Annotated in this window: 12 protein-coding genes; 7 read left to right on the forward strand and 5 right to left on the reverse strand. The window is 69.8% G+C overall.

Going from position 1 to position 15,833, the window contains the following annotated elements:
• Positions 1–23: 23 nt before the first annotated feature.
• From OG828_RS37180 to OG828_RS37205, 6 genes are all read left to right on the forward strand, one after another.
• The gene (locus tag OG828_RS37180) at positions 24–1,295 is read left to right on the forward strand and encodes an ABC transporter substrate-binding protein (RefSeq protein ID WP_328503661.1); all 1,272 of its coding nucleotides are present in this window, start codon (positions 24–26) and stop codon (positions 1,293–1,295) included.
• Between the two features lie 135 nt (positions 1,296–1,430).
• Complete coding sequence (locus tag OG828_RS37185; RefSeq protein WP_328503662.1) at positions 1,431–3,269, forward strand: glycoside hydrolase family 13 protein; 1,839 nt, start codon at positions 1,431–1,433, stop codon at positions 3,267–3,269.
• 25 nt (positions 3,270–3,294) lie between these two features.
• Complete coding sequence (locus tag OG828_RS37190; RefSeq protein ID WP_328441239.1) at positions 3,295–4,620, forward strand: ABC transporter substrate-binding protein; 1,326 nt, start codon at positions 3,295–3,297, stop codon at positions 4,618–4,620.
• A gap of 5 nt (positions 4,621–4,625) precedes the next feature.
• The gene (locus OG828_RS37195; RefSeq protein ID WP_328441240.1) at positions 4,626–5,984 is read left to right on the forward strand and encodes an ABC transporter permease; all 1,359 of its coding nucleotides are present in this window, start codon (positions 4,626–4,628) and stop codon (positions 5,982–5,984) included.
• Complete coding sequence (locus OG828_RS37200) at positions 5,981–6,820, forward strand: carbohydrate ABC transporter permease (RefSeq protein WP_210575781.1); 840 nt, start codon at positions 5,981–5,983, stop codon at positions 6,818–6,820. Before OG828_RS37195 ends, OG828_RS37200 begins: the two co-directional genes overlap by 4 nt.
• A 100-nt stretch (positions 6,821–6,920) precedes the next feature.
• Positions 6,921–7,604 (forward strand): DsbA family protein, encoded by a 684-nt coding sequence (locus tag OG828_RS37205; RefSeq protein WP_328372493.1) that lies wholly within the window; start codon positions 6,921–6,923, stop codon positions 7,602–7,604.
• Between the two features lie 85 nt (positions 7,605–7,689).
• Here the strand turns inward: OG828_RS37205 and pgl are convergent, their stop codons facing one another.
• From pgl to tkt, 5 genes are read right to left on the reverse strand one after another with little or no spacing between them, the layout of a single operon-like run.
• Positions 7,690–8,472 carry a 6-phosphogluconolactonase gene (pgl, locus tag OG828_RS37210; RefSeq protein WP_301978953.1) on the reverse strand — a complete coding sequence of 261 codons (783 nt, stop codon included), beginning with the start codon at positions 8,470–8,472 and terminating at the stop codon, positions 7,690–7,692.
• Positions 8,469–9,644 (reverse strand): glucose-6-phosphate dehydrogenase assembly protein OpcA, encoded by a 1,176-nt coding sequence (gene opcA, locus OG828_RS37215; RefSeq protein ID WP_328366766.1) that lies wholly within the window; start codon positions 9,642–9,644, stop codon positions 8,469–8,471. The genes pgl and opcA overlap by 4 nt, the downstream gene beginning before the upstream one ends.
• Positions 9,641–11,179, reverse strand: coding sequence for a glucose-6-phosphate dehydrogenase (gene zwf / locus OG828_RS37220; RefSeq protein WP_210575775.1), 1,539 nt, complete (start codon positions 11,177–11,179; stop codon positions 9,641–9,643). The genes opcA and zwf overlap by 4 nt, the downstream gene beginning before the upstream one ends.
• Positions 11,180–11,183: 4 nt before the next feature.
• Positions 11,184–12,302 carry a transaldolase gene (gene tal / locus OG828_RS37225; protein ID WP_328441244.1) on the reverse strand — a complete coding sequence of 373 codons (1,119 nt, stop codon included), beginning with the start codon at positions 12,300–12,302 and terminating at the stop codon, positions 11,184–11,186.
• Positions 12,303–12,336: 34 nt separating this feature from the next.
• The gene (tkt, locus tag OG828_RS37230; RefSeq protein WP_328503663.1) at positions 12,337–14,424 is read right to left on the reverse strand and encodes a transketolase; all 2,088 of its coding nucleotides are present in this window, start codon (positions 14,422–14,424) and stop codon (positions 12,337–12,339) included.
• 382 nt (positions 14,425–14,806) lie between these two features.
• On the opposite strand from tkt, the gene OG828_RS37235 reads away from it, so the two are divergent.
• The gene (locus tag OG828_RS37235; RefSeq protein WP_328366775.1) at positions 14,807–15,775 is read left to right on the forward strand and encodes a heme o synthase; all 969 of its coding nucleotides are present in this window, start codon (positions 14,807–14,809) and stop codon (positions 15,773–15,775) included.
• Positions 15,776–15,833 lie beyond the last annotated feature (58 nt).

Here is a 15,833-nt window from a genome sequence, read left to right on the forward strand (position 1 = left end):
TGCCGGTGCACAGGGAGGAACCTATGCGGTGGATACACGCCGCCGGTAGGGGCCTTCTCGTCCTCGTCGTGATCTTGACGGGGTATGTGGCCTCGGGTGCGCGGGCCGACGAGCCGGCCGCGGGCGACCGGGGGCCCCTGACCCTCGCCACCGCCGGAGACCTCACCGGATACCTCGGCCCTCTGCTGGCGGGATGGAACCGCACCCATCCCGACGAGAAGGTGACGCTCGTCGAGCTGCCGGACTCGGCCGACGAGACCCGAGCACAGATGATCACCGACCTGCGCGGCGGCGACCGCGGCCGCTTCGACGTCCTCAACATCGACGTCGCCTGGACCTCCGAGTTCGCGGCGGCCGGCTGGATCCGCCCGCTGGAACCCGACCGCTTCCCGCTCGGCTCCTTCCTGCCCCCGGTCGTCGACACGGCGACCTACGACGGGCGGCTGTACGCCGTCCCGTACGTCACCAACGCGGGGCTGCTGCTCTATCGCAAGGACGTCCTCGCGAGGGAGGGCCTGCCGCCGCCGCGCACCTGGACCGAGCTGGAACGGGTCGCGAAGACCGTCGCCCCGAAGTACGGACTCGACGGCTACGCCGGCCAGTTCCTGCCGTACGAGGGCCTGACCGTCAACGCGGCCGAGGCCGTGTACTCGGCCGGGGGCACGATCCTGGGCGACGAGGGCGAACGCGTCACCGTGAACTCGAACGCGGCCCGCGAGGGCATCGGGTTCCTCGCTCGCGGGGTGCGCGAGGGCTGGATTCCGCGGCGGGCGTTGACCTACAAGGAAGAGGAGTCCAAGCAGGCCTTCCTCGACGGCCGTCTGCTGTTCCTGCGCAACTGGCCCTACGCCTACGCCGCCGCGTCCGCCGCGGGATCCCCGCTGGCCGGGAAGGTCGGGGCCGTGCCCCTGCCCGGTCCCGACGGGCCGGGCGCTAGCGTGCTCGGCGGCTCCAACCTGGCCGTCAGCACCCATGCGCGGCACCCCGACACGGCCGCGCGCCTGCTCGCGTACCTCACCAGCGAGCCCGTCCAGCGCCAGGTCCTCACGAACGGGGCGCTGCCGCCGGTGCGTGCGCATCTCTACGACGATCCGGCGCTCGTCCGGCGCTTTCCCTATCTGCCGATCCTGCGCGAGAGCGTGCTCACGGCCGCGCCGCGCCCCAAGAGCCCGCGCTACGACCAGGTCAGCCTGGCGGTGCAGGCGGCCGTGCAGGACGCGATGACCGGGCGTGAGACGCCCGGGGGCGCGGTGCGGCGGATGGCGCGCGAGCTGGCGGCCATCTCCAGCCGCTAGCTACCTGTTAGGTAACGGCACCGTCTCACCTGACGGCTAGATGCCCCCATGTGTCCTTATTTGGTGAGCCAACTCGCCAGTATCCTTTGTTTCTTTCATTGACACCTCTGCGATACACCTACCTAACATGCATGCATGTTGAGTAAGTACCGCCGCTGGTGGCGTGACGCGGTGATCTACCAGGTGTACGTCCGCAGCTTCCTGGACAGCACCGGTGACGGCATCGGCGATCTCGCGGGCGTCCGGGCCGGACTGCCGTATCTGAAGAAGCTCGGCGTCGACGGGATCTGGCTGAGCCCCTTCTACCCGTCGCCCCAGCACGACCACGGCTACGACGTCGCCGACTACTGCGATGTCGACCCGCTCTTCGGCGACCTTGCCGAGTTCGACCTGCTGATGGCGACGGCCCGGCGGCTCGGCATCAAGGTGCTGCTCGACATCGTCCCCAACCACTGCTCCAGCGAGCACCCGTGGTTCCGTGAGGCACTCGCCGCCGGACCCGGCAGCGCGGCCCGCGCCCGCTTCCACTTCGCCGACGGCCGTGGACCCGAGGGCGCCGAACCGCCCAACAACTGGCACTCCATGTTCGGCGGCCCGGCCTGGACCCGCGTCACCGAGGCGGACGGGCGGCCCGGCCAGTGGTACCTGCACATGTTCGCGCCCGAGCAGCCCGACTGGAACTGGCGCAACCGCGAGACCGGCGCGGAGTTCGACCGGATCCTGCGCTTCTGGCTGGACCGGGGCATCGACGGCTTCCGCATCGACGTGGCGGCCGGTCTCTTCAAGCACCCGGAGCTGCCCGACTCGGACGACCCGGAGGCCGACGCCCGTACCCGCGACTCGGTCAACCCGCTCGCCTGGAACCAGCCCGAGGTGCACGACGTGTGGCGGCACTGGCGGGCCGTGTGCGAGGAATACGCCGCCCGCGACGGCCGCGAACGGCTGCTGGTCGGCGAGGTGTCCGTCCCGACGGCCCGTGAGCACGCCGAGTACGTCCGCTCCGACGAACTCCACCAGGCCTTCTTCTTCGACCTGCTCAGCGCCCCGTGGGAGGCCGGCGCCTTCCGCAAGGTCATCTCCGAGGCGATGCAGGACATAGCCGGCACGGGTTCGACGGTCACCTGGGTCCTCAACAACCACGACCAGGTCCGCACCGTCACCCGCTACGGCGAACCGGCCACCGAAGGCAGCGGACCAGGGCCTGCGTCGGAAGTGGCGCCTGCCGCGCGACGCCTGGCACGCACTCTCGCCGCACCGGGCGAAAGCCCAAGTACGTCCAGTACGAGGGCTTCCGCCCGGCACGCCGAGAGTACGCACCAGACGCCGCCCGGCCCGCCCTTCGGGCGGACGACGCCACTTCCGACGCAGGCCCTGGGCGCCGCCCGCGCCCGCGCCGCCGCGCTGCTGATGCTGGCGCTGCCCGGAGCCGCGTACATCTACCAGGGCGAGGAGCTGGGCCTGCCGGAGGTCGTCGACCTGCCCGACGACGTGCTCACCGACCCGATCTTCCGCCGGACCGGCAGCCGGGCCCGGATCCGTGACGGCTGCCGGGTGCCGCTGCCCTGGTCGGGGCAGGCGTCGCCGTTCGGCTTCACCTCCGGGGTGGAGGGCGCCAAGCCGTGGCTGCCGCAGCCGGAGTGGTTCGCCGAGCACGCCACCGACCGGGCCCTCGCCGACACCCGCTCCTTCTGGCACCTGTACCGCGAGGGCCTCCAACTGCGCTCGTCCCTGCCCCAGTTGGGCGAGGGAACGCTGCGCTGGCTGGACACCCCGCCGGGCGTCCTCGCCTTTGCCCGCGGCGACGACCTGGTCTGCGCCGTCAACTTCACCACCGCGCCCGTGCCCGCGCCGGTCTCCGGCACCCCGCTGCTGTCCAGCGGGCCCTGCCCGGCGGCCGGGGTGCTGCCTGGCTCGACCACCGCCTGGTGGATCAGTGACCTCCCGGCACTTCCCCATCTCCTCCCCACCCTCTGACCCACCCTCTGAAGGGACATCAACGATGATGCGACGACGTACCACCCTGCTCACCGGCTGCATCGGCCTCGTACTGGCGCTCGGCGCCACCGCCTGTGGCGGCGGCCCGGTCACGGCGGGCGGCGGCGACAAGGCGCTCAGCGGCCAGACGGTCACCGTGGCCGGTGTCTGGTCCGGCAGTGAGCAGGAGAACTTCCAGAAGGTGCTCGACGCCTTCGGCGAGAAGACCGGCGCGAAGACCCAGTTCGTGTCCACCGGGGACAACGTCTCCACCGTCGTCGGCAGCAAGATCGAGGGCGGCAACGCCCCCGACGTCGTGATGGTCCCGCAGGTCGGCGTGCTCCAGCAGTTCGCGAAGGAAGGCTGGCTCAAGCAGCTGTCCAAGACGACCCAGAAGTCCGTCGGCGCCAACTACGCCGATGTCTGGAAGACGTACGGCAGCGTCGACGGCACGCTGTACGGCCTGTATTTCAAGGCCGCCCACAAGTCGACCGTCTGGTACAGCCCCGACGCCCTCGCCCAGGCCGGCGTCGAGCCGCCGAAGACGTACGACGAGATGCTGAAGGCCGGGCAGACCGTCTCCGATTCCGGTCTTGCCGCGTTCTCGGTCGCCGGGCAGGACGGCTGGACGCTCACCGACTGGTTCGAGAACGTCTACCTGTCCCAGGCCGGACCCGAGAAGTACGACGCCCTGGCCGCCCACGAGCTGAAGTGGACCGACCCGACGGTGGTCGAGGCGCTCACCACGCTCGGCACGCTGTTCAAGGACAAGCAGCTGGTCGCGGGCGGGCAGAAGGGAGCCCTCAACACCGACTTCCCGGGCTCGGTGGAGAAGGTGTTCGGGCCGAAGCCCGAGGCCGGCATGGTCTACGAGGGCGACTTCGTGGCCGGGGTGGCCAAGGACCAGTTCGGCAAGCGCATCGGCGAGGACGCGAACTTCTTCCCGTTCCCGGCCGTCGAGGGCGGCACCGCACCGGTGGTCAGCGGCGGTGACGCGGCCGTCGTCCTCAAGGACGGCAAGAACGCCGAGGCCGGCATGAAGCTCCTGGAATACCTCGCGACCCCCGAAGCGGCGGCGGTGTGGGCCGACGCGGGCGGCTTCCTCTCCCCGAACAAGGGGCTCGACCTCGCCTCCTACGGCGACGCCGTCACCCGGGCCACTGCCAAGTCCCTGGTCGGCGCGGGCGACTCGGTCCGCTTCGACATGTCCGACCAGGCACCGGCGGCGTTCGGCGGCACCAAGGGCGCCGGCGAGTGGAAGATCCTGCAGGACTTCCTGCGTGACCCCTCGGACCCGAAGGCGACCGCGGCCGAGCTGGAGAAGGCGGCGGCCAAGGCGTACGGGAACTGACCGCCATGACCGCGACCCTCGTGAAAGAGACGAGCCCTCCTCTTGCCGCCGGTGCCGGACGTGTCCGGCGCTCGCGGCGGCGGGGGCGGATCGTCGCCCTGCTGTTCGTCTTCCCCGCGCTGCTCCTGCTCGGCGCCCTCGTCGTCTACCCGGTGCTGTTCTCCGTCGGCCGCAGCTTCTTCGACGCGTCCGGGACACAGTTCGTCGGCGGCGACAACTACACCGAGATGTTCCGCGACCCGGCGACCCTCAAGGCCGTACGCAACACCGCGATCTGGGTCGTCGTGGCGCCGACGCTGCTGACCGGGCTGGGGCTGATCCTGGCCGTCCTGGTGGAGAAGGTCCGCTGGGCGACGGCGTTCAAACTGCTGCTGTTCATGCCGATGGCGGTGTCCTTCCTCGCCGCCGGCATCATCTTCCGGCTCGCCTACGACGAGGATCCCGACAAGGGCGTGCTGAACGCCGCGGTCGTCGGCGTCCACGACGCCTTCCAGGGCACGTCGTCGTATCCGACGGCCCGGGCGCGCGACGGCCAGGGGATGGCCAAGGAAGCGAGCGGGGCGTACCGGACGACCGCGGGCGTCTCGTCCGGAGACACGGTGGCGCTCGGCCTGGTCGGCGTGCTGCCCGGCGATGTGCCGGACGGCGCCGAGCCCGCGTACGCGGCGGCCGGGCAGAAGGCCGCCACCGGTGAGCTGCGCGGAGTCGTGTACCTGGACTTCACGCCCGGCGGGGGAGGGGAACAGGGGCGCGTCGACCGGCGGGAGAGCGGGCTGCCGGAGATGACGGTCGAGGCGCTGCGCGACGGGAAGACGGTCGGTACGACGACCACCGCGTCCGACGGCTCCTTCCGCTTCGAGGGGCTGCGCGAGGGCTCGTACACCGTGAAGCTGCCCGCCTCGAACTTCGCCCCGCCCTACGACGGCGTCTCCTGGCTCGGGCCCGCGCTCGTGACGCCCGCGATCATCGGGGCGTACCTGTGGATCTGGACCGGCTTCGCGATGGTGCTGATCGGCGCGGGGCTGTCGACGCTGCCCCGGGACTCGCTGGAAGCGGCCCGGATGGACGGCGCGAACGAGTGGCAGATCTTCCGGAAGATCACCGTGCCGCTGCTCGCACCGGTGCTGACGGTGGTGTTCGTGACCCTGGTGATCAACGTGATGAAGGTCTTCGACCTCGTCTACATCATCGCGCCCGGACCGGTGCAGGAGGACGCGACCGTCCTGGCGACGCAGATGTGGCTGGTGTCCTTCGGCGGGGGCAACGACCAGGGACTCGGCAGTGCGCTCGGCGTCCTGCTCCTGCTTCTGGTGATCCCCGCGATGGTCTTCAACGTCCGCCGTTTCCGAAGGAGTCAGCGATGAACGCCGTCCGACGGGGCCTGGGCAACAGCCTGGTCCAGGCCCTCCTCGTGGTGCTGGGCCTGATCTGGCTCACCCCGCTGGCCGGGCTGTTCCTGTCCTCGCTGCGGTCCGCCGAGGACACGGCGACGGGCGGCTGGTGGACGGTGTTCACCAGCCCCGGCCAGCTGTCCTTCGACAACTACTCCGCCCTGCTGGAGAACGCCGGCATCACGCAGGCCTTCTGGAACACCGTGCTGATCTCGGTCCCGACCACGGCACTGGTCGTCGTCATCGCGGCACTCGCCGGATACGCCTTCGCCTGGCTGGACTTCCCCGGCCGCGAGCCGCTCTTCCTGCTGGTGGTCGCGCTGTTGGTGGTGCCGGTGCAGATCGGCCTGCTGCCGGTGGCCAAACTCTTCGGCCAGCTGGGCCTGTTCGGCACGATCCCGGGCGTCGTGCTCTTCCACGTGGCCTACGGGCTGCCGTTCGCCGTGTTCCTGCTGCGCAACTACTTCGCCGAGATACCGAAGGAGATGCTGGAGGCGGCTCGGATGGACGGCGGCAGCGAGTGGCGCATCTTCCTCCGCCTCGTCCTGCCGGTCGGCCGCCCGGCCGTCGCCAGCCTGGCCATCTTCCAGTTCCTCTGGGTCTGGAACGACATGCTGGTCGCCCTGCTCTTCGCGGACAGCGCCTCCCAGCCGCTCACGGTGGAACTCCAGTCCCAGATACGGCAGTTCGGCAGCAACATCGACGTACTGGCACCGGGCGCCTTTGTCTCCCTGATCGTGCCGGTCGTGGTGTTCTTCGCGTTCCAGCGGCACTTCGTGCAGGGGGTGATGGCGGGGTCGGTCAAGTAACTTTGTGCGATTCCCGTTCGGGTGCCCTAGTCTCTCGCTGACTCAGGGGAGGCAAGGGGTGGGGAAGAGACGTGCGGCCACCGCCGTGGCGGCGACCGTGATGGTGCTGGGGATGTCGCTCACGGGGTGCGGTCGACAGGCGCCCTACGGCAGCCTCGACGAGGTGCCGGAGAAGCTGGCCGCAGACGGTACGACCGTCGTGGTCGGGGATCCGTCAGCCGTCGTGACGGTCCATCTGTACGAGGATCCGCGCTGCCCGGTGTGCGAGGAGTTCGAAACCACCGGCGGCGGCCCGGAGTTGCGGAAGGCCACCCTGGCGCGGGATGCGGCGACCGAGTACACCCTCGCGTCCTTCCTCGACGACCGGGTCGGCGGCAGCGGATCGAAGAAGGCGGTCAACGCGTTGCGGGCCGCCTTGGAGGAGGGCAAGTTCGCCGAGTATCACGAGGTGCTCTACACCCATCAGCCCGAAGAGGCCGTCGACGGCTTCACCGACGCCTATCTGCTCGAACTGGCCGACCAAGTCGACGGATTGCGCGGCCCGGCCTTCGATTCCGCCGTCAAGACCATGAAGTACCGCGCCTTCGTGACCGCCTCCGAGAAGGCCTACGAGCGCGCGGGAGGCAAGAAGGAGCCCGAGGGTCCGGGCACGCCCACCGCCGTCGTCAACGACGTGCGCATTCCGGTGGATTACAACGGGCTGCTCTTCGACGCGTCGGCCTTCACCGGACTCCTGGAGCTGATCGGCGAAAGACCCGAGGAGTGGCAGGACTACGCGTTCTGATCCGAGAGGACAGCGTCCTCCGAGCGACGCCGGGCCCCGCCATCATGGCGGGGCCCGGCGTCAACTTCCTTGAGCGGTACGGCCGTTACGGCGAAGCCGGCGGATACAGCGACCGGGGCAACTGGGACGCCGCCGCGGCGTCCAGCAGCCACAGGGTGCGCTGCCTGCCGTACGCACCCGCCGCCGGGGCCTGGACCTCGCCCGCGCCGGACAGGGCGATCGCCGCGGCGTTCGCCTTGTCCTCGCCGGCCGCCAGCAGCCACACCTCGCGGGCCGCGCGGATCGCGGGGAGCGTGAGGGTGACCCGGGTGGGCGGGGGCTTGGGGGCGCCGTGGACGCCGACCACCGTGCGCTCGGTCTCGCGTACGGCGGGCAGTTCCGGGAACAGGGAGGCCACGTGGGTGTCCGGGCCGACGCCCAGCATCAGGACGTCGAACGTGGGCACGGCGCCGTGGTTCTCCGGGCCCGCGGCACGGGCCAGCTCCTCGGCATAGGCGGCGGCCGCCGCCTCCGCGTCGGCGCCGTGCGGACCGTCCGAGGCGGGCATCGCGTGCACCCGCTTCGGATCGAGCGGAACCGCGTCCAGCAGGGCCTCGCGGGCCTGCGTGACATTGCGCTCGGGATCGCCCTCGGGCAGGAACCGCTCGTCGCCCCACCACAGGTCGAGCCGGCCCCAGTCGACGGCGTCCCGGGCGGGAGCGGCGGACAGCGCGGCGAGCAGGCCGTTGCCGTTGCGGCCACCGGTGAGTACCACCGACGCGGAGCCGCGCGAGGCCTGGGCGTCCACGATCTTCGTGATCAGCCGGGCCGCGGCGGCCTGCGCCATCAGTTCCTTGTCGCGGTGCACGACGAGTTGCGGAGTGCTCACTTCGCCGCCGCCTTCCTCACCGGTGCCTCCGCCGTCGCGTCTTTCGCGGGAGCCTTGGCAGCCGACTCGACGGGAGTGCGGACCGCTTCTCCTTTGGCCGGAGCTTCTCCTTTGGCCGGCGACTCCTCGGCCCGTGACTCTTCGGTCGGTGACTCCTCGGCCTTGGCCACCGCGGCCTGGGCCAGGGCGACGGCCTGCTCCGCCTTGGCCACCGCGGCCTCGGCGCCCCGAACCGCCGACGTGGGCGTCGAGTTCAGCCGCTCCACCCCGAACCGCAGCGCCGACGCATACGTGTCGTCCGGGTCGAGCCGCCGCAGCTCCTCCGCGATCAGCTCGGCCGTCTCACGCCGCTTCAGCGCCACCGCGCGGTCCGGCTGTCCCTCGATGGACAGGGTCGCCAGCGAGCCGTCCGCCCGGTCCAGGACGATCGGGCCGCAGTTGGTGTCCATGCGGACGGCCGTCAGACCGGGGCCCGACGAGAGCGACCGCTTCACCGGGACGTCCAGCCGGTCCGCGAGCCACATCGCCAGCAGCTCACAGCTCGGGTTGAACTCCTCGCCCTCCACCTCGACGGCTTTCACTTCGCAGACGACCTGGTCCAGGGCGGCGGCCAGCATCGAGCGCCAGGGCGTGATGCGGGTCCACGACAGGTCCGTGTCGCCGGGGGCGTAGGTGTCGGCGCGGGCGCTGAGTTCCCGTACGGGCTGCTCGGCGGCGTAGGTGTCGGTGACCCGGCGCTGCGCCAGGGCGCCCAGCGGGTCGTGGGCCGGGTCGAGCGGTGCGTTGACCGGCCACCACACCACCACCGGCGCGTCCGGCAGCAGCAGCGGCAGGACGACGGACTGGGCGTGGCCCACCACCTCGCCGTACAGCCGCAGCACCACCGTCTCGCCGGTACCGGCGTCCGCGCCCACCCGCACTTCGGCGTCCAGCCGCGAGGCCGTACGGTCGCGCGGGGAGCGGGAGACGCGCTTGATGACGACCAGCGTGCGCGAAGGGTGCTCGTGCGACGCGTCGTTGGCGGCCTTCAGGGCGTCGTAGGCGTTCTCCTCGTCGGTGACGATGACCAGGGTGAGGACCATGCCGACGGCGGGCGTGCCGATGTCGCGGCGCCCCTGGACGAGCGCCTTGTTGATCTTGCTGGCCGTAGTGTCCGTGAGGTCTATCTTCATGGCCGGCGCCAGCTCCGTCCGTCTCGTTCGAGCATGTCGTCCGCCTCGACGGGGCCCCACGTCCCGGACTGGTACTGCGCGGGCCTGCCGTTGCGGTCCCAGTACTCCTCGATCGGGTCGAGGATCTCCCAGGACAGCTCGACCTCCTCGGTGCGCGGGAAGAGGTTGGAATCGCCGAGCAGGACGTCCAGGATCAGCCGCTCGTACGCCTCCGGGCTCGACTCCGTGAACGACTCGCCGTACGCGAAGTCCATGGAGACGTCCCGGATCTCCATGGAGGTGCCGGGCACCTTGGAGCCGAAGCGGACGGTGACGCCCTCGTCGGGCTGGACGCGGATGACGATCGCGTTCTTGCCGAGCTCCTCCGTCGCCGTGTGGTCGAAGGGGGAGTGGGGCGCGCGCTGGAAGACGACCGCGATCTCGGTGACGCGGCGGCCGAGCCGCTTGCCGGTGCGCAGATAGAAGGGGACGCCCGCCCAGCGGCGGTTGTCGATCTCCAGCTTGATCGCGGCGTAGGTGTCGGTCTTGGACTGGGGGTCGATGCCCTCCTCCTGGAGGTACCCGACCGCCTTCTCGCCGCCCTGCCAGCCCGCCGCGTACTGCCCGCGGACGGTGTCCCGGCCCAGGTCCTTCGGCAGCCGCACCGCGCCGAGCACCTTGGTCTTCTCGGCGGCCAGCGCGTCCGCGTCGAAGGAGGCGGGCTCCTCCATGGCCGTCAGCGCCATCAGCTGGAGGAGGTGGTTCTGGATGACGTCACGGGCGGCGCCGATGCCGTCGTAGTAACCCGCACGGCCGCCGATGCCGATGTCCTCGGCCATCGTGATCTGGACGTGGTCCACGAAGGACCGGTTCCAGATCGGCTCGAACATCGTGTTGGCGAAGCGCAGCGCCAGGATGTTCTGGACGGTCTCCTTGCCCAGGTAGTGGTCGATACGGAAGACCTGGTCCGGGGCGAAGACCTCCTCGACGGTCGAGTTGAGTTCCTCGGCCGACTTCAGGTCGTGGCCGAACGGCTTCTCGATGACCGCGCGCCGCCAGGAACCGCTCGTCTGGTCGGCGAGGCCGTGCTTCTTCAGCTGCTGGATGACCACCGGGAAGGAGCGCGGCGGCACCGACAGATAGAAGGCGAAGTTGCCGCCCGTGCCCTGGGCCTTGTCCAGCTCCTCGATGGTGCCGCGCAGCCGCTCGAACGCGTCGTCGTCGTCGAAGGTGCCCTGGACGAAGCGCATCCCCTGGATGAGCTGCTGCCAGACCTCCTCACGGAACGGCGTACGGGCGTGCTCCTTGACGGCGTCGTGGACCTCCTGCGCGAAGTCCTCGTTCTGCCACTCGCGGCGCGCGAAGCCGACCAGGGAGAAACCGGGCGGAAGCAGACCCCGGTTGGCGAGGTCGTACACCGCGGGCATCAGCTTCTTCCGGGACAAATCGCCCGTGACACCGAAGATGACCAGGCCCGACGGCCCCGCGATACGCGGGAGCCGTCGGTCGGCGGGGTCACGAAGCGGATTCGCTCCGGAACCGGAGACAGGGGTCAAGGTGTCAGCCCTCCGAAGGGGCGAGGCGCTCCAGGACCGCCTCGGTCGACTTGAGCAGGTCGTTCCAGGACGCCTCGAACTTGTCGACGCCCTCGTCCTCCAGCACCTGGACCACGTCGTCGTACGCAATCCCGAGCGCCTCGACCGCGTCGAGGTCGGCGCGGGCCTGCTCGTAGGTCCCGGCGATGGTGTTGCCGGTGATCTCGCCGTGCTCCTCGGTGGCCTGAAGCGTGGCCTCCGGCATGGTGTTCACCGTGTTCGGGGCGACCAGGTCGTCGACGTACAGGGTCGGCTTGTACGCCGGGTCCTTCACGCCGGTCGAGGCCCACAGCGGACGCTGCTTGTTGGCGCCCGCGTTCTCCAGCGCGCTCCAGCGGTCCGTGGAGAAGACCTCCTCGTACGCCTGGTAGGCGAGACGCGCGTTGGCGACGGCGGACTTGCCGCGCAGCGCCTTGGCCTCGTCGGTGCCGAGCGCGTCGAGCCGCTTGTCGATCTCGGTGTCCACGCGGGACACGAAGAAGGAGGCCACCGAGTGGATCAGGGAGAGGTCCAGGCCCTTGGCCTTGGCCTTCTCCAGGCCCGACTGGTAGGCGTCCATGACCTCGCGGTAGCGCTCCAGCGAGAAGATCAGCGTGACGTTGACGCTGATGCCGTTGCCGATCACCTCGGTGATCGCCGGCAGGCCGGCCTTGGTCGCCGGGATCTTGATCAGCGTGTTCGGACGGTCCACCAGCCAGGCCAGCTGCTTGGCCTCGGCGATCGTCGCCTTGGTGTTGTGCGCCAGCCGCGGGTCGACCTCGATCGAGACGCGGCCGTCCTGGCCGCCGGTGGCGTCGAAGACCGGGCGCAGGATGTCGGTGGCGTCGCGGACGTCCGCCGTGGTGATCATGCGGACGGCCTCTTCGACGGTGACCTTGCGGGCGGCGAGGTCCTCGAGCTGCTGCTCGTAGCCGTCGCCGCTGCTGATCGCCTTCTGGAAGATGGTCGGGTTGGTGGTGACGCCCACGACGTGCTGCTCGTCGATCAGTTCGGCGAGGTTGCCGGACGTGATCCGCTTGCGCGACAGGTCGTCCAGCCAGATCGCGACGCCTTCATCGGAGAGGCGCTTCAGTGCGTCTGTCATGGAAAATGCATCTCCTACGTGTCGTATGTGAGCGTCAGCGCTGGGCTGCGGCGATCGATTCCCGCGCTACGGCGGCGACGTTCTCGGCAGTGAACCCGAACTCGCGGAAAAGGACCTTGCCGTCCGCCGAAGCACCGAAGTGCTCCAGGGAAACGATGCGACCGGCGTCCCCCACGTACTTGTGCCAGGTGAGTCCGATCCCGGCCTCGACCGCCACACGCGCCTTCACGGAAGGCGGCAGGACGCTGTCCCGGTACCCCTGGTCCTGCTCCTCGAACCACTCCACGGACGGCATGGACACGACTCGCGTCGGCACCCCGTCCGCCTCCAGCTGCTCGCGCGCTCCGACGGCGACGTGCACCTCGGAACCGGTCGCGATCAGGATGACCTCCGGCGTGCCCGTGGACGCCTCGAACATCACGTAACCACCGCGCGCGGCATCCTCGTTGTGCTCGTACGTCGGCACGCCCTGCCGGGTCAGCGCGAGACCGTGCGGGGCACCCTTGCCGAAGACCTTGGTGTAGCGCTTGAGGATCTCGCGCCAGGCGATGGCGGTCTCGTTGGCGTCGGCCGGCCGCACGACATTCAGGCCCGGAATCGCACGCAGTGAGGCGAGGTGCTCGACCGGCTGGTGTGTGGGGCCGTCCTCGCCGAGCCCGATGGAGTCGTGCGTCCATACGTACGTCACCGGCAGGTGCATCAGCGCCGACAGACGGACGGCGTTGCGCATGTAGTCGGAGAAGACGAGGAACGTGCCGCCGTAGATACGGGTGTTGCCGTGCAGCGCGATGCCGTTCATCTCCGCGGCCATGGAGTGCTCGCGGATGCCGAAGTGGATGGTCCGGCCGTACGGGTCGGCCTCCGGGAGCGGGTTGTCCGCCGGGAGGAACGACGACGTCTTGTCGATCGTCGTGTTGTTGGAGCCGGCCAGGTCGGCCGAGCCGCCCCACAGCTCGGGGATGACCGCGCCGAGCGCCTGCAGGATCTTGCCGGACGCGGCACGCGTGGCGACGCCCTTGCCCGCCTCGAAGACCGGGATCTTCTCTTCCCAGCCGGTGGGCAGCTCGCCCTTGCTGATGCGGTCGAACTCGGCGGCGCGCTCCGGGTTGTTGTTGCGCCACTCCTGGAACGACTTCTCCCACTCCGCCTTGGCCTGCCGGCCGCGCTCGCCCAGTGCGCGGGTGTGGCCCAGGACCTCGTCCGAGACCTCGAAGGACTGCTCCGGGTCGAAGCCGAGGACGCGCTTGGTGGCGGCCACCTCGTCGTCGCCGAGCGCCGAGCCGTGCGCGGCCTCGGTGTTCTGCGCGTTCGGGGCGGGCCACGCGATGATCGAGCGCATCGCGATGAAGGACGGCTTGTCCGTCACCTGCTTCGCGGCCTCGATGGCGTTGTAGATGGCGTGCGGGTCGAGGTCGCCGTCCGGCTTCGGGGCGACGCGCTGCACATGCCAGCCGTACGCCTCGTACCGCTTGACGGTGTCCTCGGAGACAGCGGTCTCGGTGTCGCCCTCGATCGAGATGTGGTTGTCGTCCCACAGCAGGATCAGGTTGCCGAGCTTCTGGTGGCCGGCCATGGAGGAGGCCTCGGCGGAGATGCCCTCCTGGAGGCAGCCGTCACCGGCGACGCAGTAGACGAAGTGGTCGAAGGGGGAGGTGCCCTCGGCGGCCTCCGGGTCGAACAGACCGCGCTCGTAGCGGGCGGCCATCGCCATGCCCACCGCGTTGGCGACACCCTGGCCGAGCGGGCCGGTGGTGGTCTCCACGCCGGTGGTGTGGCCGTACTCCGGGTGGCCCGGGGTCTTCGAACCCCACGTCCTGAAGGCCTTCAGATCGTCCAGCTCCAGGCCGAAGCCGGCCAGGTACAGCTGGGTGTAGAGGGTCAGGGACGAGTGCCCGGCGGACAGCACGAAGCGGTCGCGTCCGGTCCAGTCGGCGTCCGCCGGGTCGTGCCGCATCACCTTCTGGAAGAGGGTGTAGGCGGCGGGCGCCAGGCTCATCGCCGTACCGGGATGGCCGTTGCCGACCTTCTGTACGGCATCGGCGGCCAGGACGCGGGCGGTGTCGACGGCCCGCTGGTCCAGCTCGGTCCACTCGAGGTCTGTGGTGGTCGGCTTGGTGCTCACCCTGGGTCAGGGCTCCTCTCCACATGTCACGCATGTCGGAACGTCACGCATGTCGCCATGCCGGTGCATGTCATGCACGTCGATTGCCGGTGCTCTGCACGCCCCGGCCGTTGTCGAGCCTACCCCCGCCAGTACGCGCGGTTTTTCGAGTCATTCCAGACTGCCGGGGCTGCCCCGGATCCGCCTCCCGACCGGTCCGTTTCGTGTTCGGCATCTGAATACGGAGCCGCTCGGAAGAGTGCTCAATCGACTGTCCCGGGCCTCGTCCACGGGCGCCGCTCAACACGACCCCACCCCCGCGAATGTCCGGGTCTGGGCAACGTCTACAGTGGCGTGGTACGCGCGAGCCTTTACCGGGACTTCACGGTTCAGGCTTGCTGGGATGTCTCTGTCAGGGGTGTGCGTGACGGCCGTTGAATCCCGTCCTGCGGGGGTTATCGGGGCGAGCCAGAGCCCGAGCCGGCGGCCGGTAGGGGCCCGGATCAAGGCGTTCGTGGCGCTGACCAAGCCGCGGATCATCGAGCTGCTGCTGATCACCACCGTTCCGGTGATGTTCCTCGCCGAGCAGGGCGTTCCGGACATGAAGCTGGTCCTGCTCACCTGCGTCGGCGGCTATCTCTCCGCCGGAGGCGCCAACGCGCTGAACATGTACATCGACCGCGACATCGACGCGCTCATGGACCGCACCTCGCAGCGCCCCCTCGTCACCGGCATGGTCAGCCCGCGCGAGTGCCTGGCCTTCGGCATCACCCTGGCCATCGTCTCGACGCTGCTGTTCGGCCTGGCCGTCAACTGGCTCTCCGCCTGGCTGTCGCTGGGCGCACTCCTCTTCTACGTCGTCGTCTACACGATGATCCTCAAGCGCCGTACCTCGCAGAACATCGTGTGGGGCGGCATCGCGGGCTGCCTGCCGGTCCTCATCGGCTGGTCGGCCGTCACCAACTCCATGTCGTGGGCGCCGATCATCCTCTTCCTCGTCATGTTCTTCTGGACGCCGCCGCACTACTGGCCGCTGTCCATGAAGGTGAAAGAGGACTACGCGCGCGTGGGCGTGCCGATGCTGCCGGTCGTCGCCAGCAACAAGGTGGTCGCCAGGCAGATCGTCCTCTACAGCTGGGTGATGGTCGCGGTGTCCCTGCTGCTGACCCCGCTCGGCTACACGGGCTGGTTCTACACGCTGGTCGCGCTGCTGGCGGGCGGCTTCTGGCTCTGGGAGGCGCACGGTCTTCAAAGCCGCGCCAAGGCCGAGGTGACGGGCGCGAAGCTCAAGGAGATGCGGCTGTTCCACTGGTCGATCACCTATGTGTCGATCCTCTTCGTCGCGGTCGCGGTGGACCCCTTCCTGCGCTGACGTACGCATCACACGCCCCTGGTCTCGCCAGCTGATCTACCCGTGAGTAGCATCCTGA

This window comes from Streptomyces sp. NBC_00457, from assembly GCF_036014015.1.
Classification (GTDB): Bacteria; Actinomycetota; Actinomycetes; order Streptomycetales; family Streptomycetaceae; genus Streptomyces.